Here is a 23,235-nt window from a genome sequence, read left to right as displayed (position 1 = left end):
AAGGAGCGTACACATGGATACTGCCACCACATCCCGATCACTAGAGGGAACATCGCTTGTCATCCCAAAGCGTGCAACGCCGTTTCGCAGGTTCTGGACCCATCGCACCTTGCTGCTCATGTGTGTGCCAGCGATTTTATTTTTCTTGTTGATGTCCTATCTGCCCATGCCAGGATTGTATCTCGCTTTTATCAATTACAACTATACATCGGGCATCTTCGGCAGCCAGTTTGTTGGCTTCGATAATTTCAAGTTTCTCGTCACCTCCGGGGCGTTATGGAAGCTGACTTTTAACACGATCGCCTACAATCTTGCGTTTATTCTGATCGGCAACACGTTGCAAATCAGCATTGCGATTTTGCTCAATGAGCTGCGCAAAAAGTGGTTCAAGAAAATCACGCAGTCCTTGATGTTCCTACCCTTTTTTATCTCCTTCGTGCTTGTCGGTTTGATTGCTTACAACATTCTCAGCTACGACTACGGTTTACTGAACAGCATGCTCAAATCAATCGGTTGGGATCCCGTTAAAACCTACTCAAACCCTGGTATCTGGCCATTTATTATCGTAATCACCTACCTATGGCAATCGACAGGATATGGATCTATCGTCTATTTTGCAGCCATTATGGGCCTTGACTCCGAGATCGTAGAAGCCGCTGAAATCGACGGTGCTAACGCATTGCAGCGCATTCGTTATATCGTGCTGCCTTGGCTGAAACCGACGTTCATTATTTTACTGCTGTTCTCCTTGGGGGGAATACTTCGTGGTAATTTTGGCTTGTTTTACAATTTGGTCGGTGCGAACAACACGGCGCTATTCGATGCGACAGATATTATTGAAACTTTCGTTTTCCGCTCCTTAATGAACAACTTTAACTTCTCTTTGGGAAGCGCTGTCAGTCTGTATCAGTCTGTCTTCGGTTTTTTCATCGTCATTACAGCAAACTGGCTAGTTAAAAAGGCTTCGCCAGAAAACACGCTTTTCTAGAACAATTAACGCACTAGGTTCATGATGGATCGTTAAGGAGGGATATCCTGTGGAACAAGTCATCGCACGTCAAAGAGGAACGGATTTTTCCTCGGTAGCTATCAGGGCGTTCGGCTATCTGTTTATTGGTCTATTTGCACTTTGTTGTTTGCTGCCGTTCCTGCTCGTTCTTGGAACTTCGTTAACGGCAGAGAAATCAATTACGCTGCACGGTTACAATTTATGGCCCAAAGAATTCAGTACATTTGCTTACAAAATTGTTTTTGAGAATCCGGCTGTGATCATTGGCTCTTATGGAGTAACGCTGGGGATTACGATAGTGGGAACCACGGTTGGACTCTTCATAGTTGCCATGACAGGTTATTCCTTGCAGCGGCCGGACTTTCCTTATCGCAATCGGATCTCCTTTTTCATCTATTTTACAACCTTGTTTCAAGGTGGGGTTGTCCCTTTTTATCTGATCATGACGCAGTGGCTGCACCTGAAAGACAGCTATATGGCGGTGCTGCTGCCAGGATTAATGAGTCCCTTTCTCATCATTATGATGAAAAGTTTCGTGACCTCAATCCCTCATGCGATTACCGAGTCAGCGAAGATGGATGGAGCGGGGGATTTCAAAATCTTCACCAAGCTGATTCTACCGATGACCACGCCGGCGCTGGCTACAATTGGGTTGTTTATCGCACTTGGTTATTGGAATGAATGGTACAATGCCATGCTGTTCCTCTCACCCGATATGAAATATAGACCGCTGCAATTGTTTCTCTACAATGTCGTTACTAGCGCTGATTTTATCAAAAATTCATCCGTTTCTTCTAACGTTCAGCCTAGGGATATGCCTCTGGAGTCGATGAAAATGGCGACAGCGGTCGTCGCTACGGGGCCCGTCATTCTGTTCTATCCGATGGTCCAGAAATATTTTATCAAAGGTATTACCGTTGGCGCTGTGAAAGGCTGACGCAACACATAGCCTAGTTGCAAAATGAAAATGGGGAGGCAGTTTCCGATGATGAAAAAAAAGAAAAAAGTGTTTGGTGTAGCGTTGGCTGCAACGCTCGCCGTGAGTTTGACAGCCTGTACGACGCCTAGCAGCACGGATAAAGGCTCAACGGATAAGGCCACAACGACAGCAGCAGCCACAGCAGCAGGAGGGGCAACAGCGAAAATCGATACCTCTGAATTTCAAACGATTTCCTACGTAATGCTGGGCGATAAGCCGAAAAATGGCCAGTTCGAAAAAGTGATGGAAAAGCTCAATGCTATTCTGAAGCAAAAAGCGAATGCTAAACTGGAAATTAAATGGGTGGAATGGGCAGATTGGCAAACCAAGTACAATCTGCTGCTTGCTTCCGGGGAGCCCGTTGATTTGATCACGGTGGCAACAGATTGGCTGGATACGTGGCAAAATGCGCAAAAAGGCGCTTTCCAACCGCTGGATAAACTGCTGCCTGTGTACGCACCGTTAACATGGAAGGAAGTCCCGCCTGAGAACTGGGCTGAGACCAAATATAAGAATCAGATTATGCTGATCCCGGAAGACCACTACACGCAGTGGGTGAATCACGGCTTCTTGTATCGGGGAGATTGGGCCAAGGAATTCGGTATCACGTCGCCGATTAAAGATTGGAAGACGTTGGAAACTTACTTCCAGGGTGTCAAAGACAAGAAGCCGGGCGTTGTGCCTTGGGATGCGAACGGTACGGCGGCAGGCAATATTGCCGGCTACATCAATTCGTACACGGATGCCATCGAGCTTCCAATCAGTACAGGGTTATTCGGTCTTGTTTACGGCAAATCGTATGATGAAAAGTATAAAGCCTACAGTCCAATTCTCGATGATACTTTCGTGAATTTCGCGAAAATGATGAAGGATTGGGGAGACAAGGGCTTCTGGCGTGAGGATGTGCTCAACTATAAAGGCGACAATCGCTCGGAGCTGGAAGCTGGCAAATCATCTGTAGACCAGCATCATACGCAAACATTCCTCGGGGAACGAATCAAAATGGATAAGCTGCAGCCAGGGTCAGATCTGCAATTCTTCCCTTTCTCGGCGACGCGCAATAACCTCGTGTCCATGTCGATCACGCATGGCGGAACTTCGATCGGTGCCAAAAGCAAGCATCCGGAACGCGCTTTGATGGTCTACGACTTGATTCGCCAAGACCCTGAAGTGTACCGTCTGATGAACTATGGGCTTGAAGGCGTGCAATATGTTGTGAAAGATGGCAAACGGTATCGTCCAGATGGCTATGATGTGCAAAGAGACGACTTCTACACCGACTTCTGGGGTGGACGTATCGATAAGAATGAAATTCCAGACGGCAATGACTGGGTAGGCAAAGGAGATCTGTACGCCTCGTATGACAAAGTCAAAAAAGCGTATCCTTACGGTCGATTTGTGTTCGATAAAGCGCCGGTCACGAATGAATTAACGGCGATTACCCAGATTGTTGGTCAAATGGGACCTGCCATCCTGTACGGCAAAGCAGGCGACCCTGTGAAAGCGGTGGACGATTTCCGCGCAAAATTGAAAACGGCCGGCTTTGATAAGCTGATGACCGAAATTCAGAAGCAGTTGGATGCTTTTAAAGCAACGGTAGAAAGCAGCAAATAGGAATTAGGCTATCGAAGGTCTGTTGCAGAGCAGGCCTTCGATCTTTCACTTGCTAATTCGACGTAACGGAGAGTGTGTGCTCCTGGAATCTATTACAGTCTACGATATTGCTAGGGAAGCGAACGTTTCCGTCGCGACAGTTTCCCGTGTTCTCAATGATACAGCTCCTGTGCGAACGTCAACCCGGCAGAAGATTATGGCGATTATCGAAAAGCATAACTTTCAGCCGAATGTCTTGGCGCGCAGTCTGGTGAATAAGAAGACGGGCATGATTGGTGTATTATTTCCCGATAGCAGCAACATGTTTTTCCCAGAGGTGTTCGGAGGGGCAGAGAGAGCTGCGCAAAAGTTGGGGTATACCCTGTTTCTATGCAACACCTTCAGCGATTGCAGCAGAGAATCCGAATATTTAAATTCGCTTTGCGAAAGGCAGGTGGAAGGACTCTTATTCATGGGCGGACGTATTAATTCACGTCATTGTCCGGATGCTCTTGTGCAGGAAGTCGTTCATATTCAGAAGAAAATTCCGATTGTGTTGATTAACGGCTCTTTGCCGGGACACCCTTGCCATCGCGTGAAAACGGACGAATACTTGGGTGCGCAATTGCTCATGCAGCATCTGATTGATCACGGACACCGCCGCATCGGCTTCATAGGCGGAACCGCAGAAACGACGACAACGTTTGAAAAACTGCAAGCTTACAAGCGCTCATTGCTTGCGAATTCTCTCTCTTATCGCCAAGATTGGGTGCGTTTGGGGGATTTCTCGATGGCCTGCGGGCGTAAACAGATGGATCAGTTTATGATGATGCCAGAACGGCCAACGGCTTTCTTATGCATGAATGATTACGTGGCCATTGGCGCGATGAAAGCGGCGATTTCACGTGGGCTGCGAATCCCGGAAGATGTCGCGATTGCGGGATTTGACGACACGCAGTTGGCATCAGCGATGAATCCGGAGCTCACAACCGTTTCTCAGCATAGCGAGCAGCTTGGCAGGCAAGCGATGCTGATCCTATCCAAATTGATTCAGAAAGAAAAGGTGAAGAAACTGACAGTTCTGGAACCTACACTCCTGATTAGGCAGAGTACACAATGAATAGGAGGTAATGAAAGAATGAAATTTCCGAGAAAAGCGAAGGCGGCTTTGACATCCATGATGCTCATTTCCAGTTTATGTGCGACGATTAGTGTGCCTATGGCTAGTGCCGGAACGTATACGGCGGCAGTGGATCCCAATACGCAGTACCAGACGTGGGAAGGATGGGGAACCTCCCTGGCGTGGTTTGCCAATCGCATCGGGGGAGCCCCGGATGCTGTTCGCACTACTTATGCTGACCAGCTCTTCAGCTCAAGCGGACTGAATATGAATATCGTCCGTTATAATATTGGCGGTGGCGAGAATCCAGCTTATCCCAACAATATGGAGCTTCGCGCACGCGTCCCCGGTTTCCAGCCAACGCAGGGGACCTATGATTGGACGCAGGATGCGAACCAGCGCTGGTTTCTCCAAGCAGCCAAATCACGCATTGCGTCAAGTGAATTCATTGCTGAAGCTTTCTCCAATTCACCGCCATGGTGGATGACGCAAAGCGGCAGCGTGACTGGCAATTATGGCGCTGCGAACAATCTAAGAACGGATATGTATGATGCTTTCGCGGATTATTTGGTCACGGTGAACAAACATTTTAAAGATTATTGGGGCGTCACGTTCCGGACTTTAACGGCGCTGAATGAACCGATGGCTTCCTGGTGGACGTTCGGCAACCGTCAGGAAGGAGCCCACTTTGACCGACCGAATCAGGAGCAGATCATTCAGAAAGTAGCAGCAGCACTAACGCTGCAAGGCTCTACAACGACCGTTAGCGCTTCTGACGAAACGAGCATTGACGTGGGGCGGGATACGATCAACAGCTTCTCAGCAGCGACCAAAGCGGTCGTTTCTCAGTACAATGTTCATACGTACGGCGGAAATGACCGGGTAGGCTTTAATCAAGCGGCTGCGGGCAAGAAAATCTGGATGTCCGAGCATGGTGACGGTGATGCTTCCGGCATGCAAATGGCCAGATCCATCGTCTACGATATGCGCTATATGAAAAACTCAGCCTGGATGTATTGGCAAGCGGTTGACGGCGGCGGCTGGGGCATGCTTGATGTCAATGATTTGAACGATGCCAATTCCACCTTCACTGCTGTCCAAAACAAGAAATATTGGGCCATGGCGCAGTGGAGCAAATACATTCGTCCGGGATATAAAATCATTGATATTCAAGATGGCAATTCCATCGCAGCTTATGATCCAGTCTCGAACAAAATCGTTATCGTCACGATCAATGACAGCAGTTCAGCCAACACAGTAACGTACGACTTGTCGGCGTTCAGTTCGATTACAGGCGCTGTCACGGGAACAAGAACGGTAACGAGCACCAGTGAGAATGTGGCTCCGATAACTGGGCTCACGCTCAGTAACAAAACCTTCCAGCATACACTTCCTGCGGGAGCGATCGCAACCTTCGTCATCACTGGGGCGCAATACACACCGACGACTTCGCCGGCCATTGATACGGCTGCCTATTATAAAATTGTGGACCGCAATAGTGGGAAATTAATTGATGTAAGCGGCGCGTCCACGGCCAATGGCGGAGCGATTATCCAATACACGGATAATGCCGGGACGAATCAGCAGTGGCAGTTCGTAGATGCTGGTAGCGGCTATTACAAGCTGAAAAACCGCAATAGCGGCAAGGTTCTGGATGTGACCAACGCCTCCCAAAGCGACGGCATCGCAGTCATCCAATATACCGATAATGGCGGAAACAATCAGCAGTGGAAGCCGCTGAACGCAGGCGGCGGGTATGTCAAATTGCAGAACCGCAACAGCAACAAGCTGCTGGATGTGAGCGCATCCTCCACAACGAACGGCGCGACGATCGTGCAGTTTACGGATAATGGCGCAACCAGTCAGCAGTGGCAGTTGGTTAAGCAGTAGGGATTGAGGGGTGGCACGGGCTTAATTTGGATAAATAAGGAAATTAAAGGTACTTGTTCGCTCGAATGTCTCCTGTTTTGGATGGATAAGCAAGCCTAGCGTGCTTATTCATCCTTAATGGGCTCTCCTCGTGCTGTTCCCCTATCGCTAGATGAGCCGCCGCATCATCCAACAAGTCAGCTATTTTCCCCTCAAGCTACTCTACACGTTCTCCCAACCCTCTATATAATGCAACCACCAGTATGTGCATGCTCTAGGTATTGTTAATGATCGCCAGCATGATGACATCCAGGAATGTGCGTGTCACTTCATGCATCAAATATTGATGCATCACACCTTCTTGTTTGAATCCAAGCTTCTCGAGCACCTTCAAGGAGGCTTTATTGTCCGGGAACACTTCGGCTTGAATGCGATGCGCGCCGATATGTTCCTTGCTAAAGGAAAGTACGGCTTCAAGGGCTTCAGACATGATGCCTTTGTTCCAATATTGGGGATTTAATTCAAATCCAACGTTCAGGGGCAGCAGCGGTTTCTGCTCGAACGTGTTTCGAATGGGCATGAACATGACCGTACCAATCAGCGTTGGATCCGTTTTCATCGTAATGCCCCAGGGGAATAGTCGTTTATCTTGAAAATGTTGATTCCAGGAAACAATGAGATCTTGGGAATCTTGCACAGAGGAGGGGCCGTGCCAGTCAAGAAATTGGGTTACTTTTGAGTTTGAATAAAAGTGATAGAGGTCTTCGGCATCCCCCGTGTTCATTTGGCGCAAACATAAACGGCTTGTTGTCAGCACGGGAAAAGAATCAAATAGGCCAATTCGCATCATCGGGTCACCTGGCTTTTCATCAGTATCGGGTGTAGTTCTTTTAACCTACCACAAATAGCTGAAAATTAGCTTAAAATGATAACAACAGGCTTGATACAGGCAGGTATTCTGGAGTTTTCGTCGAAATCAATCGAATACTGTTGGGTTAAAGGAGAGTTTCGATGTTAAATGGGGTTGCATGGCTAAGAGAGCGGTTGGTTGTTCGCATAGTTTCGGCCGTTATGATCGTTGTTATGGCATTGTCGGCAGGCTACATCTGGATGGAACTTCGCAATGCTAAATCTGCGGGAATGGAAACGATATCTAGCTATGGTATTCGGTTAGCTGAAAGCTACAGCAAGGGGATGGATGCAGGCAAACTGGAACAATTTCTGAAGGAACCCAAAGAAAATGACCTGTATTGGACGATCAGGCAGCAGTTAGATACATATCGCAAACAGATTGGCGCTCTATACGTGTATATTGTGCGGATTGATGACAAAAGCCAACCGCTCATTATGATCGACGGCCAGCCCAAAGATTCGGACTCCGCTTCGCCGATCAACGAGGTAACCGATATTTCCAAAGCGGCGGTACAAAAGCTGTTAAAAAGTGAATCCACGAGCTCGGATCTTATCGAAAATCCCAAATACGGGAAATACATTTCAACCTATTCAGCGGTGAAAAATGCCGATGGCAAGATGATCGCGATTCTGGGGATTGATACGGAAGCGGGAGAATTGGAACGGATGACAAGCAGTTTGATGAAGAGCAACGTTCCCATATACATTCTTATGTTAGTTCTAACTTTATTGGGACTCGCTTTGGTTATGTTGTTTGTTTCTCGCTCGTTGCGACCATTGAAGTGGATTGGTGCAGGTGCTCAAAGCATAGCCAAGGGTGATCTTTTGCATGCCCAACAGCTGCTGACCGCTAATCCGGTAAAATCGGTTGATGAAATCGGCACCGTGTACAAAGCCATGCTGCAAATGTCCAATGAGGTCAATGATATGCTCAAAAACATCGTGTCGAATGTGTCCATTACTTCGGACCAGTTCGTTCTGACGACACAGCACTTCAATCAGCAAGCACACTATTTGCTGGATATGAATACGAGAGTAAGTGCATCGATTGAAGAGGTAGCGGAAGGAGCGAACACGGTTCAAATTAGCACGAAAGATAGCGCTCGTTCGATGGAAGAAATGGCAACAGCTATTCAGCGTATTTCTGAAGCCTCCTTCACGGTATCGGATGCTTCCACGAATGCGCTCGGAAGCGCAGAATCCGGCCAGGCCATCGTCCACAACATGAATGGCCAGTTTGTGACAATCACGTCTGCAACGGAAGAAGCGCTGCGTCGAGCAGGTTTGCTGCGCGGGCACTCGCAGGATATCGGCGTTGCCTTGTCTTCGATAACGGAGATTGCGGAACAGACGAAATTATTGGCACTGAATGCTTCGATTGAGGCTGCCAGAGCTGGAGAACATGGCGCCGGATTCGCAGTTGTCGCGGGTGAAGTGCGCAAGCTGGCTGACCATGCGGCGAGCTCGGCGAGTCAGATTGCTTCCTTGCTGCAAAATATTCACAACGAAGTTGAGCGCATGGGCGAAGCGATGGAAAACGGGATGAAGGAAGTACAGACGGGCGCCACTTTATCCAAAAAAGCGGAAGCTTTTTTCACACATATCGTGGAGCAATTCCGTTTCGTATCCGAGCAAATTCAAGATATCTCAACGGTAACAGAGCAGATGTCCGCAGGAGCAGAAGAAGTGACCGCGTCGGTAGTGGATATTGCCCATATTGCTAAGGTCTCTTCAGACGGCACCTCGAATATTCATAAGCTGACCCATGATCAGCTCCGAATTGCCAAGGAAATTGCAGATTCAGCCGATGCCTTGAGCGGATTAACCGATGAGATGAGAAAGTCGATTGAACAAATAAACGTATAAGCCTCTTGACTAGAAGAACGAATTCACCTAGAATAAGGAACAATCTTATTGATTTTCCAGTTTGAACCAATATAGTCAAACAGACATCTGTAGACACGTGGCATACGCTTCGTGTCTATTTTGTTCAATAAGCCAATAATCGAGGAAAGCAGGGATCATGATGGATTTATTGCAGCTAAAATATTTTCAAACGGTAGCCAGACGTGAACATATTACCCAGGCAGCGAGAGAATTGAACATCGCCCAACCTTCCCTTAGCCAGACGATTGCTCGATTAGAAGAGGATCTCGGTGTTTCATTATTTTATAGACATGGGCGGAATATTCGCTTGAATGAATCCGGGAAGGCTTTTTTGGAGCATGTAGATCGTGTGTTTATGGAACTGGAGAAAGGGAAGGAAGAAGCGCGAAAGTTAGCTGGAAAACATCAGGAAGTGCTGTCTATTGCAGCAATTCATCTGCCCTTTCTGCCGCAAGTCATCGCTAACTTCGTGACCAAACAACCCGGTGTTCACTTTCGCTTTCATCAAGGATGTTACCCCTCCATGAAAAAGCTGCTTGAAGCGAGGGAAATTGATTTGTGCATTTCAGCACCCCCTATTGATCTACCTTCGGTTTCCAGTACGGTCCTCCTGACGGAAGAAATCAGGCTGCTTGTGCCCAAAGGGCATCGCTTGGCAGGACGAGGGCAAGTGAAGCTTGCTGAATTAGCGAATGAACCTTTTATTAGTTTGAAAGCAGGATTCGGGTTGCGTGAATCTACGGATGAATTTTGCCAACGTGCCGGCTTTGCGCCTAACATTGTATTTGAGGTAGAAGAGCCAAGGTTAATGCAGACGCTAGTTCGTTCAGGAGTCGGCATAGCTTTCATTCCCGAATTATTTGGCCTTAATGAAATAGATCCAGAGACGGAGTCCTTGACGATTATGGACCCCGAGTGCACGCGGACATTAGCCCTTTCCTGGTTGAATCGAACAGAGCAGTCGCCTGCTTTCGAGCGGTTCCGTTTGTTTATTATCAATTACTTTCATCATTTGCAGCATCAGAAGCCTAAGCCGCGAAACTTGTCCAAGGTCATTCATAGTTATTAAACAATAAGAGATATAAGGATTTTCATATTGGAAATTAAGTAGAAGCACATCTATAATTTTTTTTGTAGCTAATTCCTACAAAACTCATAAGAATAATGAGTTAACGATGGGGCATACAAAGAAATTTAAAGGAGATGTGCAGCAAATGGTTGATTCGAAGGGGTTGCAGTTTGGGAAGAGAGCGGGTATCCTGCTTGCTGCGGGTTTACTTGCCATTAGTTTGACGGCATGTTCGAAGAAATCTGTTGGAGCTGCAGGAGCGAACAAGGTGCTGAGTATAGGTACAACAGCGGGATTCTATCCCTATGTTTTCCAAAACAGCGAGACGAATAAGCTGGAAGGCTACGAAGTTGATGTGTGGACGGAAATCGGCAAGAAGATTAAGTATGAAATCAAGTGGCAAACGTCGGAATTCAGTGGACTTTTCGGACTGCTGGATACTGGCAAAATCAATACGATTGCCAATTCTATTTCCGTAACGGATGAACGCAAAAAGAAGTACTTATTCGATGATCCGTATGTATACTCCGGTGCGCAACTGGTTGTGAAGAAGGGGAACGATGGCATTCAGTCGCTGGAAAATTTGAAAGGCAAGAAAGTAGCGATTCAATCTGGAACGAATTTTATTAATTTCGTCAAAGATTTTGATAAGAAAGGAGAAATTACGGTCGTCAACTATGAAACAGCGGAGGCTGGCTTCAATGATGTCGCGCTAAGTCGAGTGGATGCCACATTCTCAACGAAAGCTTCCGCATTAGCAACAATCAAGAAGACGGGGCTGCCACTGCAGTTGGCTGGTCAACAATTCAATGTGCTGCCGGCTGCGAATCCGTTTGTGACCAATGATGAGAATAAGCAATTAGTCGAACAAGTGAACAAAGCGTTTCAGGAGCTTCGCAAGGACGGCACGCTAGGCAATCTATCGAAGAAGTGGTTTACCGAAGACTTAACCAATCCGTAGAGCTTGCGTCCCTAAGGAGGAAGGGAGGCCATCCAGATGCAGTTCGATTTGACTTACCTGCTGTTAGCAATCCCTAGATTGCTTCAATACATGTACTTGACGATTAGCATTGCAGTCATTTCCATGATTTTGGGACTTATTCTCGGACTCATTCTTGAACATGTGATCCGCAAGAAGATCAAGGTACTGGCTTGGGCGGCAAAAGTGTACATTTCATTTTTTCGCGCAACGCCATTGCTGGTTCAATTATTTATTCTCTACTATGGCATACCGCAAATCATTCCGATTTTTAGTGAAATGAACGCTTTTACGGCCACCATTATCGGCATCAGCCTCAATAGTGCCGCTTATATGGCAGAGATTATCCGCGCTGCCGTTCGCTCCGTCGATCATGGCCAGTGGGAAGCAGGGCTTTCCATTGGCATGACGAGGTGGCAAAGTATGAAGCGCATCATATTGCCGCAAGCTTTTCGCATTGCACTTCCCTCGTTAGGGAATACCTTCGTTACGATTCTCAAAGAAACTTCGCTCGGTTTCACGCTTGGCCTTACGGAAATGCTGGCTAAAGCGAAGCTGCTTGCAGCAGACACTTACAAGTTCCTGGAATGTTTCTTAGCCGCCGCGATTCTGTATTGGGTGACAGCGATCTTATTTGGCTACATCCAAATGCGTCTGGAACGCAAAGCAAATGAGCCTTATGGCAATGAAGTTGGATTATAAACCTTATTTTAGAGGAGGATTTTCAAATGAGTGGACTCGTAGAATACCTGGTACAGAAAAAGAATGCGATTCTCACACGCAAAAAACGTTTGGAACAAGAAGAACGGATTGCTTCTCAGCAATTGAAAGCCAAAGTTCAAGTCGCAGGCAGAAGCGGGATACGTGAAATTCGTATTCGCGATTTTCAAATTCTCAGTGATAGCGGCGAGGACTTTGCCGGGTACAATCTGGGGCCAGGCTCACCTGAATTGCAGCTTGGTGTTTTAGGCAGCTGTCTCTCGCATATAACGTTGATTCAAGCCGCTGATCGAGGTGTAGAACTTCATGCGATCGAGGTGGAAGTAACTGGCGAAATGCACCCCTTCGCAGGGCGCCCCGGTTATGAGGAGATTCCCGTTTACTTACATAATATTGGTTACACGCTCCATCTGATCTCACCGGCAACAAAGCAAGAGATTGAGGCGCTGCACCAAGCTGTGGAGTTGGCTTGCCCCATCTTGAACTTGCTGCAGCATCCCCAGGTTGTGAATGGCCAGGTTGTTCATGATCATCCTGCTGAGCAACTTGAACCTAGTGTGAATGTCGGTTAGAAAAAGCGGAAGCTGCCTCAAAAGGTTGATAACCTCGAGAGCAGCTTCTTTTTGAATGAATTGAAACAATCGCTTATAGTTACCGCGCTGATTTTGCTAATTCTCGGTCAATGGCGTCCAAGAATTGATGTTTGAAGGCCATGCCGCGTATAACCGTGTCTCCGATGACGAATGTAGGGGCTGAAGTAATATTAGCTTCGTAGTTGGCGTGATGAAGCGCTTGACCATGCTTCTCTTTGTAAGTCCTTTGTTCCAGTGCATGTCGATAGGCAGCAGGATCAAGACCAACCTCACCAGCCAACTCCGTCAATACGTCGATGCTGCCAATATCCTTGCTTTCTAGGAAAAAAGCTTGATAGATCCGCGAATTGTATGCCTTGGCTTGGCCATGCTCCTTGGCAAACTGGTAGCCTTCGAAGGCTAAATGCGTGTAGGGCTGCGGTGAAAAAGGCGGCTTCACAATGGGGATACCTAGCTCGGCAGCAATCGGAAATACACGTTCTCGCCAATCCTTGGTAATATACTCGCCTTCTGGCCGCAAGGTAGGTGTGGGGTAAGGTCGAAGCTCATAAGGCAAATAGTCAACCTCAATGCCTCGTTCCGCTGCTGCGGCTTCGAGTTCGCCCTCAGCCAGAATACAGTAGGGACAGACGTAATCGGAATATACTTTCAGGGTTAGTGCCATCGTTCAAGCTCCTCTCGCCAATCTTGTAATTTTTAGTAACAGCCGTCTGCTTGGCAGCTTAATCCTTCCGACCAACGTTCGAGCCTTTGACGTTTGGCTAGCTCAGCATCAATGGCTTCCAGAAACTGCTCTTTATAAATAAGCCATTTGACTGCTGTATCACCGATGACAAAGGTTGGGGCAGCCGTTATCTTAGCTTCCTCGTAGGCATGATGGAGCGCCTTGCGGTGATGCTCTCGGTAAGTTCGCTGTTCCAAGGCATGGCGGAAGGCTTGGCCTTCAAGACCCAGCTCTTCCGCGAGCTGGGTCAGAACGTCGGTGCTGCCAATGTCGAGGCTATCTTGGAAAAAAGCGCTGTACATCCTTGAATTGTAGGCTTTGCCCCTGCCATGCTCTTGGGCAAATTGGAAGCCTTCAAAGGCCAAGTGCGTGTAGGGTTGCGGGGAAAATGGAGGCATCACCATCTTAACGCCAAGCTGTTCAGCCAGCGGATAAACCTTCTCGGCCCAATTGGTCTGCATATACGCATCCTCTGGCCGCAGAGTAGGCTTAGGATATGGTCGAAGCTCGAATGGCCTATATTCGATGATGACATCGCGCTCAGCAGCGGCTTGTTCTAGCTGATCCTCGGCTAAGAGACAGAACGGACAGACATAATCAGAGTACACTTTGATCGTTAACGCCATGTTTAGAGTTCCTTTCGCGGAAAGTTTGCTGTTGATTGCTGCGGGTTTGCAGCCAAGAAACGAAAGTATCTTTCCCTCGAATACCCTGCTCAAACAAGATAGAAGTAAGCACGCCAACGATAAGTCCATTGTTCAAAATCGGCTTCATAACATCGGGTGTATGAGCAAGACTTGCGGCTGGAATGAACATGCTGCCCACGCCTGCGAAGAGGGCGACACCGATAACAAGCAGCTTCTTCTCCTCATGGAGAATGGGTTCATATTCGCGCAGTCCGGCGGTTAGGAGATGTGTAAAGGAATAGAAGATAACCGCAAAGGCAACGGGCACGGGAATAGAGGCTAAAGCTATCGTGAAGAAAGGGAAGAAGCTCGTTGCGATGATGATTAGGCAGCCTAGGATGAAAGGCAGTCGTTTGGTCATTTGTGTGGAAGCGATGAATCCAGCGGTATGCGAATTGGATACACATCCAACGGCAGAGAACAGTCCGGACAATAACTGGTTAATGCCCATCACGACACCTGCACGGCGGTACACATTCTGTGCTGCTCTGCCGGCTGCCTTCTCTACGATTACAATAGCAGCAATCATGTTAATCAGCAGCGGCAGGGCAATGACGAGAGTCGTTAGCAGAATGCCTCCATTGAATTCAGGTTTCCCCCATGCGAACAAGGAAGGAAGTGTAAGACTCATCTGCCGAACAGTGAATGCAGGGATCAAACCGAGCAATCCAAAAAGGGCATAGCCAAACATAACGCCAAGCAAAACAGAGAAATTGCGAAAAAAGACATTTTTCAAACGTCCGCAAATGAAAGTGAAAACGAGAGTTGCCAGGGCAGGCAAAGCAATTTGCGCATGGATATAGGAGTCTGAGTAGCCTACACCAAGAATTCCTTTGACGATTGAAGAACTGAATTGGAAAATAAGCAAAAGCAGATAAGTGCCTATAACGACAGGCGTGAAGAGCTTTTTTACATGTGCAATAACACGAAAGACACTTAACAGCAGGATGAGAACCCCACTGATCAGCAGGCCCATTTCCATTTGCTGCAAAAGGGTAACTGAGGCAGGCCCAGCCGCAACACTGCTGGCTAATAAAATGAATACGCCCCACCAAACACCAGCGGGCCCTTCCAGAATCGGCAGTTTATGGCCGAATAGCACCTGCAATAAGGATGAAACGCCGATTACAGCTAATGTTCGTTGGAGGAGTCCGACCGTTTCCGGACCCGTGAGATGAAAGGCGGCGGCGACGACGATGGGTGCTACCAATCCGCCGGTTAGGATGAAGAAAGCCCACTGAACAGAAGCGAGAGCAAGTCGAATGCTCGTCTTTCCGCGTGTCAGTTGACTTGACTTCATACGTTTGCAATTAAGTCATGCACGAGGGCATTCAGCGACTTCACGCCAGCCTCGTCTGTAAATGTGCCATGCTCATCGATTTGACTGGGGTCAGCCGCGAATTGATCAGTCAATACGTTCGCGGAAACGCCGCGCAAGACAAGGCGCAAATTGTTCAGCGCATTAATGCCATTCTTGCCGCCGCCGGATGCTGCTGCTATAGCCACCGGTTTGTTATGGAAATGCTCGGAACTCAGGAAATCAAGCGCATTTTTCAGAGCGCCGCTAATGCCGTTATGGTATTCCGGCGTAACGATGAAGAAGCCGCCTGCTTGGGCTGCTGATTCGCGCAGCTCCTGGACGGAAGCATACTCATTTTGGGCAGGATCGCCATTAAAAAGGGGCAGTTCATGCAAATGAAGATCAATGAGCTGGGCATGCCCGCGTTGATCTCTTAACAGCCGATAGACGACGTTAGTCACCGCTCTGGTTCTTGAATTTGCTCGTGGACTTCCGCTAATGAATAGAACAGTTTTACTCATGTTTGCACACTCCATTTTCTTAGTATCCCTATAGGTTTCATACAAAATTATAGTCAAATCTTCTTCGGAACTTCCAATACCAAATTCGATATAGGATATATAGGATCTAATCTATGCGTTGACAAATCTTGGTTATTTCAATAAGATGCCGTTACAAAAACCTATTTTATAAGAGAAGAGGAATGTAAATGTCCAGTATTTATGAGAGAGTTACACGTCAGTATGTCGCTCAAGATCAAATTGCCGCTTATTTGCACAGGGAAGGTATTCACTTCGAAAAGTGGGACGCAGATTTCACGCCAGCGTTTGTAAATGAGAAAATAGCTTTTAGTGAAGTTGAAAAGCAGCAGCTGCTTGCTATTTATGAGGACCAAATTGTCGAATTTGCTCAAAAAAGGGGTTACACGAAGTGGGATATCGCCGTACTCTCTGTAGAGACACCGGATATGCTGCAAAAATTTGGAGACGTCCATTACCACAAGGAAGATGAAGTCCGAATTGTTGTTGGGGGCAAAGGTGTTTTCATCATTAAGAGCCTTCATGGAGATCATTATTTTGAATTGGGCGTGTCCATAGGGGATGTGGTTGTTGTGCCGCAGGAGCGCTATCATGCTTTTAAGTTGGCGAATGAACGCAAATTTGCGGTTGTTCGATTATTTTCTGGAGAAGTTGGATCGGTTACTTATCCCGTCACAGATTTGTCATTTCATGTCAAATAGTGGGGTTTCCATAGTTCTGTGACAATGTAACCGATATGTGAACTGATATTGGACGTGATTTTAAGAGGCATGGTACATTTGCAGTAGTAAAACCAAGTAAATAAGTATGAATACTATGTAAACGAAATTACTTGGTTTTTCAGAAAGAAGGAGGGAACTAAAAGAGGGTAACTGTTCACAATCGGAGGAGAGAAAGAGAGGCGTTTAAGATCATGTGCCGTATATTTGGTTATCTTGGTTATGATTTTGTAGATGCAAAGCGTTTGAAGGCGGTATCTGATCTGCAATTCAAAGGTGGACCTGACCAGCAGTCCGTCTTATCGGAAAGCAACTGGGCGATAGGCAACAATCGGTTGTCGATTGTCGGTTTGGATGGCGGCGAACAGCCGTATGTAGGTGGAGAGCATATTCGCATTGTATTTAACGGTGAAATTTATAATCATCATGCATTAAGAAAAAAGCTGGAATTGAAGGGCTACCAATTTACGGATACGTGTGATGGCACTATCCTTCCGGCCTTGTATGCCGAATATGGGACTGAATTTGTACGTTATTTGGATGGGATGTTCGCCATTGCGATTATCGATCTTCGGGACACGGTAACATTGACACTGGTTACGGACCCGTCAGGGATGAAGTCGCTTTATTATTATTGGGATGAACAGAAGCAGACGATTTATTTCTCATCGGAGCTGCCATCCTTGCTTGCTTTCGAGCGTATCCCGAAACAACTGTGGTTATCCGGAGTTGACTTCTACTTAACGACGAAAGTGGTGTTCGGAGAGCGAACGATGTTCGATGGCGTATACGCACTTCCGCCTTCTTCTTTGCTTCATGCCCGGTTAGGCGAAAAGCCGAAATTGCAGCGCTGGTCAACGCATTTATATGCGAACATTCCAACAGATAACCTGGAGGAGACAGCAGCCCATCTGCGCAAGCATTTGGGGGAAGAAGTCAATTCCTTGCTGCTTGCCGATGTTCCCGTCAGTACGGTGAATAGTGGTGGACTGGATTCCAGCTTAATTACAGCTTTGGCCAGCGGCAGCAATGATGGCATCCACTCTTTTAACCTTTCATATGTAGGTGACTGGCCACTTGATGAGAAGGCCTACGCCCGCGAAGTTGCGCAGCGTTTCGGTACAACGCATCATGAAGTGCTGATGGACCCTAGGAATTTTCAAAAGCTGCTGCCTTCCGTTGTAACTCATCTGGGCCAACCGAATGCCGATCCCATTACACTCAGTAGTTATGCGCTTTTCGAGGCTATTCAGCAAGCTGGCTTTAAGGTCACTATTTCCGGTGATGGAGCCGATGAAATGTTCGGCGGTTACGATCGTTTCGCAGAAGCGGTGCATACGCTGGGTGATTGGGTGAAGCCCTATATTGGCTCACTCGGTGTAGCCGATGCGCATCAACGCTGGGAGCTTTATAGTGATGACTATCGCAGTTTTGTGAAGGAAAATGGTTCCATCGAGGACCATATTGAACACACGCTCAGGCAATCGAATCGCGGAAGACTGGACACCATTTTATCGTTCGAACGCGAGTATCGGCTGCCTTCGTATCACCTTCGTCGTGTCGATCATCTAAGTATGGCTCATTCCGTGGAAGTTAGGGTCCCCTATTGCCAGCCACGCATCCTGGATTTAGCCAATCGCTTGCCAGACAGCTGGAGAGTGGACGGCGGCAAAGTGAAAAAGCTGCTCTATCGCACATCGGAAGGCTTGCTGCCTGACTCGATATTAACGCGCAAAAAGCAGCCGTTCACCTTACCGATTGATGCCATGATGCGCAAAGGACTTCCGCTGTTTACAGCGATCGAACAAGCGTTGGATCGTGAAACCATTCGCAGGCAAAATGTGTTTAATCCAAAAGCAGTAGAGAAGCTGCTTCAGCTGCAAGCCACTGCACCGAGCGGAAAAACAGCCTTGACGCTGTGGTCCTTAGCCATTTTCCAACTTTGGCTGGATCAGTTCCAGGTTTCGATTTCATCGTCTAAACAATATCAATTTGAGGGGTGACGCACATGTTGACCTATCTGGCTCACGCTGAAGGAAGCGTTTCTTCCTCCATTATTATTGATGGATCCGAGATCGGTACGAACCCGCAGGATGTCATTCCTGTGCTTCACCGTATTCATGCCGATTTGGATGATAGTCAGCATCCGCACGGTTTGATCTCCAAATTTGTGGTGATTCGTCCCTCCTCTCATCCGATGTACGATTTGAGCTATTGGTTTTTCCAGCTTGTTCCGGGAAATCCGGTTTCCTTTGACTATGAAGGCAGCTGTGGGCATTCTATTCTGGCAGCGATCCAAGTCGCGATGAAATGGGGCTGGGTGGCAACGGCAAGTCCAGGATTAAGGGTGCGTGTTTACATAGAAAATGTAGGGGACAGTCTTGTTTGCGAAGTAGATCACGCTGTTCGATCCGGGATGAATTGCACAGCTCACTTTATTGAAAATCAAGGTACAAGCCTCGGTAGTTTGCTTCCTACAGGTCAAGTGACGAATCAACTGACAACGTCCTTTGGCGAGGTTGAGGTGTCTATTGTTTCATCTGGTAATTCCTATGTATTCGTACATGCAGATTCTTTAGGCATCCGATCGGAAGAGGCGTTATTCGGAGCCGGAGATGGTGCGCTCGCTCAGCTGCAAGAGATTCGCCGAGCCGCAGCGCTGTTGATCGGATTAAATCCGGATGGTGTCTTTCCCAAGATTGCGGTGGTTGGCAGTTATCAACAGGGATCACTATCGTTCAGAGCGATTTCTGTTCCTTCGTGGCACCCAACAATTGCGCTTACAGGCGCAGCCTGCGTGGGGGCAGCCGCTTCCATCAAAGGCTCTGTTGTGTACCGAATTGTGCAAGCATCGAAGTCATCGACGTATCGGTTACCTGTTAGAACCAAAGGTGGAAGTACGTTAATTTCAACCTCAACAACGGGTTCTGAACTGAACGATTATTTATTGTACAACAGCATTTCGGATAAAAATGTTCGGTTAATCGGCTCATTGCCATTAAAGAAAGGGGCGGCGCGAGAATGGGAACTGCAGTCCAAAGTGTTCGCCTAGAATTAGCTGCTTTACTTGAACAATTGGAACAATTCGCCGGTACGGCAGATGAGCAAGGGGCGCCACAGAAAGAGGCGCTTGCTGCATTGCGGCAATCCGGTCTGCTGGGCAGTCTGGTCCCCGTTGACTATGGCGGGCTGGGAGAAACTTCGTTGTTTGCCAGTCGGTTTATTGAATCTGTTGCAAGTGTAGATCCATCTATTGCCATTATTGCTTTTCAACACTTATCTGTCGTTTCACGGATTTTGGAATGGGGCACTGAAGCTCAGCGTCAGCAATATTTGCCTAAGCTTGCGGATGGCCGGTGGCTTGCAGCATCTGCCTGGTCGGAGACAGGGGCAGGAGCGAATAAACAGAACCTGTCTACCAAAGCCGTGCAATTAGATGAAGGTCATTGGTTGATTGAAGGGACCAAGTCCTTTACGACAGGGGCAGGTTTGGCAGATATCTATCTGGTACTCGTACAAACAGGGGCCAATGATGAGAAATCTACCTATGGGAATTCAAGTCAAACGTTCTTCCTTATCGAAACTTCCCAAGGTATTACGGCTAATGCGGATACGAATTTGGCTGGCATGAGAGGTTCGTCTACGGGATTTATCCATCTGAATAAATGTCTTGTTTCCTCTGAGCAATTTATCGGTTCGTTAGGTGGAGCTCCAGATGTGATCAACGGCATTCGGCAATGCGGGCTAACGTTAGGAGCCGTTTCCCTTGGTATTAGCCAAGCAGCTTACGAGCTTGCGTTGAATCACGTTTGCAGCAAAGGCTTGAAAAGCAGCCCGCTGCTTCAATCTGCCTTGTCCGATTTGCATTTAAACTTGGAAGCTGTCAGGGCATTGGTTGATAAAGTTGCCGCTAAAGAAGGTGGCGAGCATCTGGCCAAAATCGCCTACCAATCCAAAATATTCGCTTCTGAAGCAAGCGAAAAAATATGTCGGGAAGCACAGCAAATCATTGGCGGCTCCAGCTATGTGCGGGGACGTAAATTAGAAAGGCTGCTCCGTGACGCTCGCGCTGTTTCGCTGATGGGACCCGTGAACCGGCTTGCTAAGGAAATTATTGGAAAAGAGTTGGTGTCATGAGCGAGATTTATGATCTTGTGATTTATAATGGTCGTCTTGTTTATAAAGATGCAGTCAGATCGGGAGGCATTGCCGTTCAGGATGGGAAAATAGCACTTGTCTTTGATGATCAGGAGCGTCCTCGAGGGAACCAGGAATTGGATGCAGGAGGACATTATGTCCTCCCTGGTCTGATCGATTCCCATGTTCATTTCCGCACGCCAGGGCTTGAACACAAGGAGAATTGGGAATCAGCCAGCAAGGCAGCGGTCGCAGGTGGCATTACGACAGTGCTGGATATGCCTAATACACACCCTTATACCGATTCAGTGGATCGAATCAGAGAGAAGGAAACACTGATTCAAGGACATTCCTTAGTTGACTATGGCTTTCACATTGGCGTTGTTCCAGGCAAGCTGCTGCCTTTGGAAGTGCTTAGGCAGGAGCATGCGGCGAGCATCAAGCTTTTCTTAACAGGTCACCGCACAGCTCGTAATGTGATTGATCAAGATGCCGATCTCGAAACGATATTTCGGCTTGCCGCCCACCGCCAAATCCCGTTAACGCTGCATGCGGAAGATGATGCGGTTCTGCACCTGTATCGCCAGGTGCATAAATTACCGGATAATCTGGCTTCCTATGAAGCAATAGCGCCCCGGAGTGGAGCTATTGCAGCCATTGCCAGAGTACTTCGTCTCGTACGGAAGTACGGGACTTCCATCCATGTTCTCCACGTTTCCTCCGAGGAGGAAGTGGATCTCTTGGAAACAGCTGCTAGCGCCGGTTATCCTGTGACGTTCGAGACAACAGCGCATCAGCTGTGGTTCGATCTGGACAGTGCGTCTGCACTTGGGACGAAGACCAAGCTGAGCCCGGCCATTCGCAGCAGCAGGGATCGGACAAGGCTGTGGGCCGCCGTAAAGAATGGCGCGCTAACTTCAGTGGGAAGCGACCATGCGCCGCATTCTCAAGAAGAGAAAGCGGCAGATTTCGGGGAAGCCCCGCCAGGCTTGCCAGGGGTACAGGAATTACTGCCTGTTCTGCTTACAGGCCTAGAGCGCTTTCTCCCTGAGCTTAGTCGGGATGAACGACTGAGCAAAGTGGTGAGCTTGCTGGCAGAGGGACCTGCCAATCGGTTTCGCTTGAATCATCGTAAAGGAAGTCTTCGCCCAGGGCTTGATGCGGACCTGGTCATTGTGGATGATCAACAGACCTGGCAAGTTGAGGCTAAGGATTTACATTCATTTAGCGGATGGTCGCCTTATGAAGGGCTGACATTGTCTGGTGTTCCGCTCGTGACGATTCGCAGTGGTCAGATCGTATTTGATCGCGGGATATTTGGCAAGCCGGAAGGGCATTCAGTGAATTATGCGCCGGCTCCAATTGCAACATTTGAACAAGTATCAGGAAGTCCTTTTCACTAAATAGGGTAAAAGTTGAAGGAGGAATTACGATGACAACAGCCGTTAAACCATTATTATCAGGTGCGGTAATTAAAGCTTCGGAGCTCGAATGGGAAGATCGAGGAACGTATCAACTTGCGAAACCTGTCACAGAGGACAAGGGCGCAGTGCATGTTACTGGTTTAGTTGTGCGCCTATTGCCAGGCGGAACATGGGCTAGCTGCGAGAAAGGGACTGCGCAAGAGATCGTCGCCATTATCCACAGTGGAGCTGGCAGCGCGCGTGTGGGAACGGAAACTCAGGGCGTATCGGCAACTTCTGCGCTGCATGCTCCCTCTGGCGTCGACTATGCCGTACATGCGGATCAGGGAGAGACGGTTACGCTCTATATCTGGCAAAGCCCGCTGCCTGAAGGAGCCCCTAGGGCAACGCATCCGCGATTGTTTAATGAGCTATACAACGAGGAAACGCAGTTGAAAGCCTATAAAGGAAATGATCCAACACAGCAGGTTGAGAACCCTGCGAACATGAATTTCCTCTTCTGGCCTGGCACCGGAAGTGCACAGCTGTCGCTCCATTGCGGCATTCAGGAGCCTGGGCAAAGCTTTGCTGTGCACCAGCACCCGTCATCCAGTGAGTTATTTATTGGCATCGAAGGGAAGGGTGAGGTGTATTTGAACGGAGAATGGCAAACATTCGAGGCAGGTGATCTGATCTATGTGCCGCAGGGCATTTTCCACGGCACCCGTAATCTCTATACGGGAGAGGGAGCCAAGCGGTTTGTAACCTCCGGAGGGCCAGTGCCGTTCGATGAAAGCTTTTACCGCTTTGCGGGAGTCTCAGCGGAAGTAAGGAATCCGTAGTACTTGGGGAGTTAAGCAGATTGTTTGTGCTTAGCTCCTTTTGTTTACATATAAGAGTTTATATGTTTTGGAGTGAGCGCGGAGTTACTCCAGCCGCCTTGTGCGAACAGAGGGAGGGAACTACAGTCCGCTATTCTAGCCAAAAGTACCATCGC

At 48.0% G+C, this 23,235-nt stretch carries 21 protein-coding genes; 16 read left to right on the top strand and 5 right to left on the bottom strand.

Features of this window, described 5'->3' with window-relative positions:
- The first annotated feature begins 118 nt into the window (after window positions 1-118).
- From IEY34_RS02145 to IEY34_RS02125, 5 genes are all read left to right on the top strand, one after another.
- Window positions 119-988 (top strand): ABC transporter permease, encoded by an 870-nt coding sequence (locus IEY34_RS02145; RefSeq protein WP_373291140.1) that lies wholly within the window; start codon window positions 119-121, stop codon window positions 986-988.
- Between the two features lie 49 nt (window positions 989-1,037).
- The gene (locus IEY34_RS02140) at window positions 1,038-1,946 is read left to right on the top strand and encodes a carbohydrate ABC transporter permease (protein WP_189006856.1); all 909 of its coding nucleotides are present in this window, start codon (window positions 1,038-1,040) and stop codon (window positions 1,944-1,946) included.
- 48 nt (window positions 1,947-1,994) lie between these two features.
- Entirely contained in the window at window positions 1,995-3,602 is a 1,608-nt protein-coding gene (locus IEY34_RS02135; protein WP_229757418.1) for an ABC transporter substrate-binding protein, read from the top strand.
- A gap of 76 nt (window positions 3,603-3,678) precedes the next feature.
- Window positions 3,679-4,701: a LacI family DNA-binding transcriptional regulator gene (locus IEY34_RS02130; protein WP_308422973.1), complete on the top strand. Its 1,023-nt coding sequence runs from the start codon at window positions 3,679-3,681 to the stop codon at window positions 4,699-4,701.
- Window positions 4,702-4,719: 18 nt separating this feature from the next.
- Entirely contained in the window at window positions 4,720-6,591 is a 1,872-nt protein-coding gene (locus IEY34_RS02125) for an RICIN domain-containing protein (protein WP_189006853.1), read from the top strand.
- 253 nt (window positions 6,592-6,844) lie between these two features.
- Here IEY34_RS02125 and IEY34_RS02120 read toward each other — a convergent pair whose 3' ends face one another.
- Window positions 6,845-7,420: a GNAT family N-acetyltransferase gene (locus tag IEY34_RS02120; protein ID WP_189006850.1), complete on the bottom strand. Its 576-nt coding sequence runs from the start codon at window positions 7,418-7,420 to the stop codon at window positions 6,845-6,847.
- A 161-nt stretch (window positions 7,421-7,581) separates the two neighbouring features.
- Here IEY34_RS02120 and IEY34_RS02115 point away from each other — a divergent pair, with 161 nt between their 5' ends.
- The 5 genes from IEY34_RS02115 (at window position 7,582) to IEY34_RS02095 (ending at window position 12,709) form a co-directional block, all read left to right on the top strand.
- The gene (locus tag IEY34_RS02115) at window positions 7,582-9,348 is read left to right on the top strand and encodes a methyl-accepting chemotaxis protein (RefSeq protein WP_189006848.1); all 1,767 of its coding nucleotides are present in this window, start codon (window positions 7,582-7,584) and stop codon (window positions 9,346-9,348) included.
- A 157-nt stretch (window positions 9,349-9,505) separates the two neighbouring features.
- Window positions 9,506-10,438: a LysR substrate-binding domain-containing protein gene (locus IEY34_RS02110; protein ID WP_189006845.1), complete on the top strand. Its 933-nt coding sequence runs from the start codon at window positions 9,506-9,508 to the stop codon at window positions 10,436-10,438.
- A gap of 145 nt (window positions 10,439-10,583) precedes the next feature.
- Entirely contained in the window at window positions 10,584-11,399 is an 816-nt protein-coding gene (locus IEY34_RS02105) for an amino acid ABC transporter substrate-binding protein (RefSeq protein ID WP_189006842.1), read from the top strand.
- 36 nt (window positions 11,400-11,435) lie between these two features.
- On the top strand, window positions 11,436-12,119 hold the full coding sequence (locus IEY34_RS02100) for an amino acid ABC transporter permease (protein ID WP_189006839.1): 684 nt from the start codon (window positions 11,436-11,438) through the stop codon (window positions 12,117-12,119).
- Between the two features lie 26 nt (window positions 12,120-12,145).
- Entirely contained in the window at window positions 12,146-12,709 is a 564-nt protein-coding gene (locus tag IEY34_RS02095; protein WP_189006836.1) for an OsmC family protein, read from the top strand.
- Window positions 12,710-12,788: 79 nt separating this feature from the next.
- Here the strand turns inward: IEY34_RS02095 and IEY34_RS02090 are convergent, their stop codons facing one another.
- From IEY34_RS02090 to IEY34_RS02075, 4 genes are read right to left on the bottom strand one after another with little or no spacing between them, the layout of a single operon-like run.
- Complete coding sequence (locus IEY34_RS02090) at window positions 12,789-13,394, bottom strand: DsbA family oxidoreductase (RefSeq protein ID WP_189006833.1); 606 nt, start codon at window positions 13,392-13,394, stop codon at window positions 12,789-12,791.
- 32 nt (window positions 13,395-13,426) lie between these two features.
- The gene (locus IEY34_RS02085) at window positions 13,427-14,080 is read right to left on the bottom strand and encodes a DsbA family oxidoreductase (RefSeq protein ID WP_189006830.1); all 654 of its coding nucleotides are present in this window, start codon (window positions 14,078-14,080) and stop codon (window positions 13,427-13,429) included.
- Complete coding sequence (locus tag IEY34_RS02080) at window positions 14,052-15,440, bottom strand: purine/pyrimidine permease (RefSeq protein ID WP_189006827.1); 1,389 nt, start codon at window positions 15,438-15,440, stop codon at window positions 14,052-14,054. Before IEY34_RS02080 ends, IEY34_RS02085 begins: the two co-directional genes overlap by 29 nt.
- A complete protein-coding gene (locus IEY34_RS02075) occupies window positions 15,437-15,961 on the bottom strand; it encodes an NADPH-dependent FMN reductase (protein ID WP_189006824.1) in 525 nt (174 codons plus the stop codon). The genes IEY34_RS02080 and IEY34_RS02075 overlap by 4 nt, the downstream gene beginning before the upstream one ends.
- 188 nt (window positions 15,962-16,149) lie before the next feature.
- On the opposite strand from IEY34_RS02075, the gene IEY34_RS02070 reads away from it, so the two are divergent.
- From IEY34_RS02070 to IEY34_RS02045, 6 genes are all read left to right on the top strand, one after another.
- On the top strand, window positions 16,150-16,680 hold the full coding sequence (locus tag IEY34_RS02070) for a cupin domain-containing protein (protein WP_189006822.1): 531 nt from the start codon (window positions 16,150-16,152) through the stop codon (window positions 16,678-16,680).
- A 212-nt stretch (window positions 16,681-16,892) separates the two neighbouring features.
- Window positions 16,893-18,701: an asparagine synthase (glutamine-hydrolyzing) gene (gene asnB / locus IEY34_RS02065; protein WP_189006819.1), complete on the top strand. Its 1,809-nt coding sequence runs from the start codon at window positions 16,893-16,895 to the stop codon at window positions 18,699-18,701.
- Window positions 18,702-18,706: 5 nt separating this feature from the next.
- Window positions 18,707-19,750 carry a PrpF domain-containing protein gene (locus IEY34_RS02060; protein WP_189006815.1) on the top strand — a complete coding sequence of 348 codons (1,044 nt, stop codon included), beginning with the start codon at window positions 18,707-18,709 and terminating at the stop codon, window positions 19,748-19,750.
- A complete protein-coding gene (locus IEY34_RS02055) occupies window positions 19,720-20,835 on the top strand; it encodes an acyl-CoA dehydrogenase family protein (RefSeq protein ID WP_189006812.1) in 1,116 nt (371 codons plus the stop codon). The genes IEY34_RS02060 and IEY34_RS02055 overlap by 31 nt, the downstream gene beginning before the upstream one ends.
- On the top strand, window positions 20,832-22,238 hold the full coding sequence (locus IEY34_RS02050; RefSeq protein WP_189006810.1) for a dihydroorotase: 1,407 nt from the start codon (window positions 20,832-20,834) through the stop codon (window positions 22,236-22,238). The genes IEY34_RS02055 and IEY34_RS02050 overlap by 4 nt, the downstream gene beginning before the upstream one ends.
- 29 nt (window positions 22,239-22,267) lie before the next feature.
- Window positions 22,268-23,080: a cupin domain-containing protein gene (locus tag IEY34_RS02045; protein WP_189006808.1), complete on the top strand. Its 813-nt coding sequence runs from the start codon at window positions 22,268-22,270 to the stop codon at window positions 23,078-23,080.
- Window positions 23,081-23,235: the final 155 nt, after the last annotated feature.

Origin of the sequence: Paenibacillus marchantiophytorum (assembly GCF_014640555.1) — a bacterium.
Classification (GTDB): domain Bacteria; phylum Bacillota; class Bacilli; order Paenibacillales; family NBRC-103111; genus Paenibacillus_E; species Paenibacillus_E marchantiophytorum.
This window is presented reverse-complemented; position numbering and strand designations above follow the sequence as displayed.

Bases quoted from the DNA above. Each gene is read 5' to 3' on its own strand.
- IEY34_RS02145 (WP_373291140.1), top strand. From the start codon at position 119: ATGTGTGTGCCAGCGATTTTATTTTTCTTGTTGATGTCCTATCTGCCC.
- IEY34_RS02135 (WP_229757418.1), top strand. From the start codon at position 1,995: ATGATGAAAAAAAAGAAAAAAGTGTTTGGTGTAGCGTTGGCTGCAACG.
- IEY34_RS02125 (WP_189006853.1), top strand. From the start codon at position 4,720: ATGAAATTTCCGAGAAAAGCGAAGGCGGCTTTGACATCCATGATGCTC.
- IEY34_RS02120 (WP_189006850.1), bottom strand. From the start codon at position 7,420: ATGATGCGAATTGGCCTATTTGATTCTTTTCCCGTGCTGACAACAAGC.
- IEY34_RS02115 (WP_189006848.1), top strand. From the start codon at position 7,582: ATGTTAAATGGGGTTGCATGGCTAAGAGAGCGGTTGGTTGTTCGCATA.
- IEY34_RS02110 (WP_189006845.1), top strand. From the start codon at position 9,506: ATGATGGATTTATTGCAGCTAAAATATTTTCAAACGGTAGCCAGACGT.
- IEY34_RS02105 (WP_189006842.1), top strand. From the start codon at position 10,584: ATGGTTGATTCGAAGGGGTTGCAGTTTGGGAAGAGAGCGGGTATCCTG.
- IEY34_RS02100 (WP_189006839.1), top strand. From the start codon at position 11,436: ATGCAGTTCGATTTGACTTACCTGCTGTTAGCAATCCCTAGATTGCTT.
- IEY34_RS02095 (WP_189006836.1), top strand. From the start codon at position 12,146: ATGAGTGGACTCGTAGAATACCTGGTACAGAAAAAGAATGCGATTCTC.
- IEY34_RS02090 (WP_189006833.1), bottom strand. From the start codon at position 13,394: ATGGCACTAACCCTGAAAGTATATTCCGATTACGTCTGTCCCTACTGT.
- IEY34_RS02085 (WP_189006830.1), bottom strand. From the start codon at position 14,080: ATGGCGTTAACGATCAAAGTGTACTCTGATTATGTCTGTCCGTTCTGT.
- IEY34_RS02080 (WP_189006827.1), bottom strand. From the start codon at position 15,440: ATGAAGTCAAGTCAACTGACACGCGGAAAGACGAGCATTCGACTTGCT.
- IEY34_RS02075 (WP_189006824.1), bottom strand. From the start codon at position 15,961: ATGAGTAAAACTGTTCTATTCATTAGCGGAAGTCCACGAGCAAATTCA.
- IEY34_RS02070 (WP_189006822.1), top strand. From the start codon at position 16,150: ATGTCCAGTATTTATGAGAGAGTTACACGTCAGTATGTCGCTCAAGAT.
- asnB (WP_189006819.1), top strand. From the start codon at position 16,893: ATGTGCCGTATATTTGGTTATCTTGGTTATGATTTTGTAGATGCAAAG.
- IEY34_RS02060 (WP_189006815.1), top strand. From the start codon at position 18,707: ATGTTGACCTATCTGGCTCACGCTGAAGGAAGCGTTTCTTCCTCCATT.
- IEY34_RS02055 (WP_189006812.1), top strand. From the start codon at position 19,720: ATGGGAACTGCAGTCCAAAGTGTTCGCCTAGAATTAGCTGCTTTACTT.
- IEY34_RS02050 (WP_189006810.1), top strand. From the start codon at position 20,832: ATGAGCGAGATTTATGATCTTGTGATTTATAATGGTCGTCTTGTTTAT.
- IEY34_RS02045 (WP_189006808.1), top strand. From the start codon at position 22,268: ATGACAACAGCCGTTAAACCATTATTATCAGGTGCGGTAATTAAAGCT.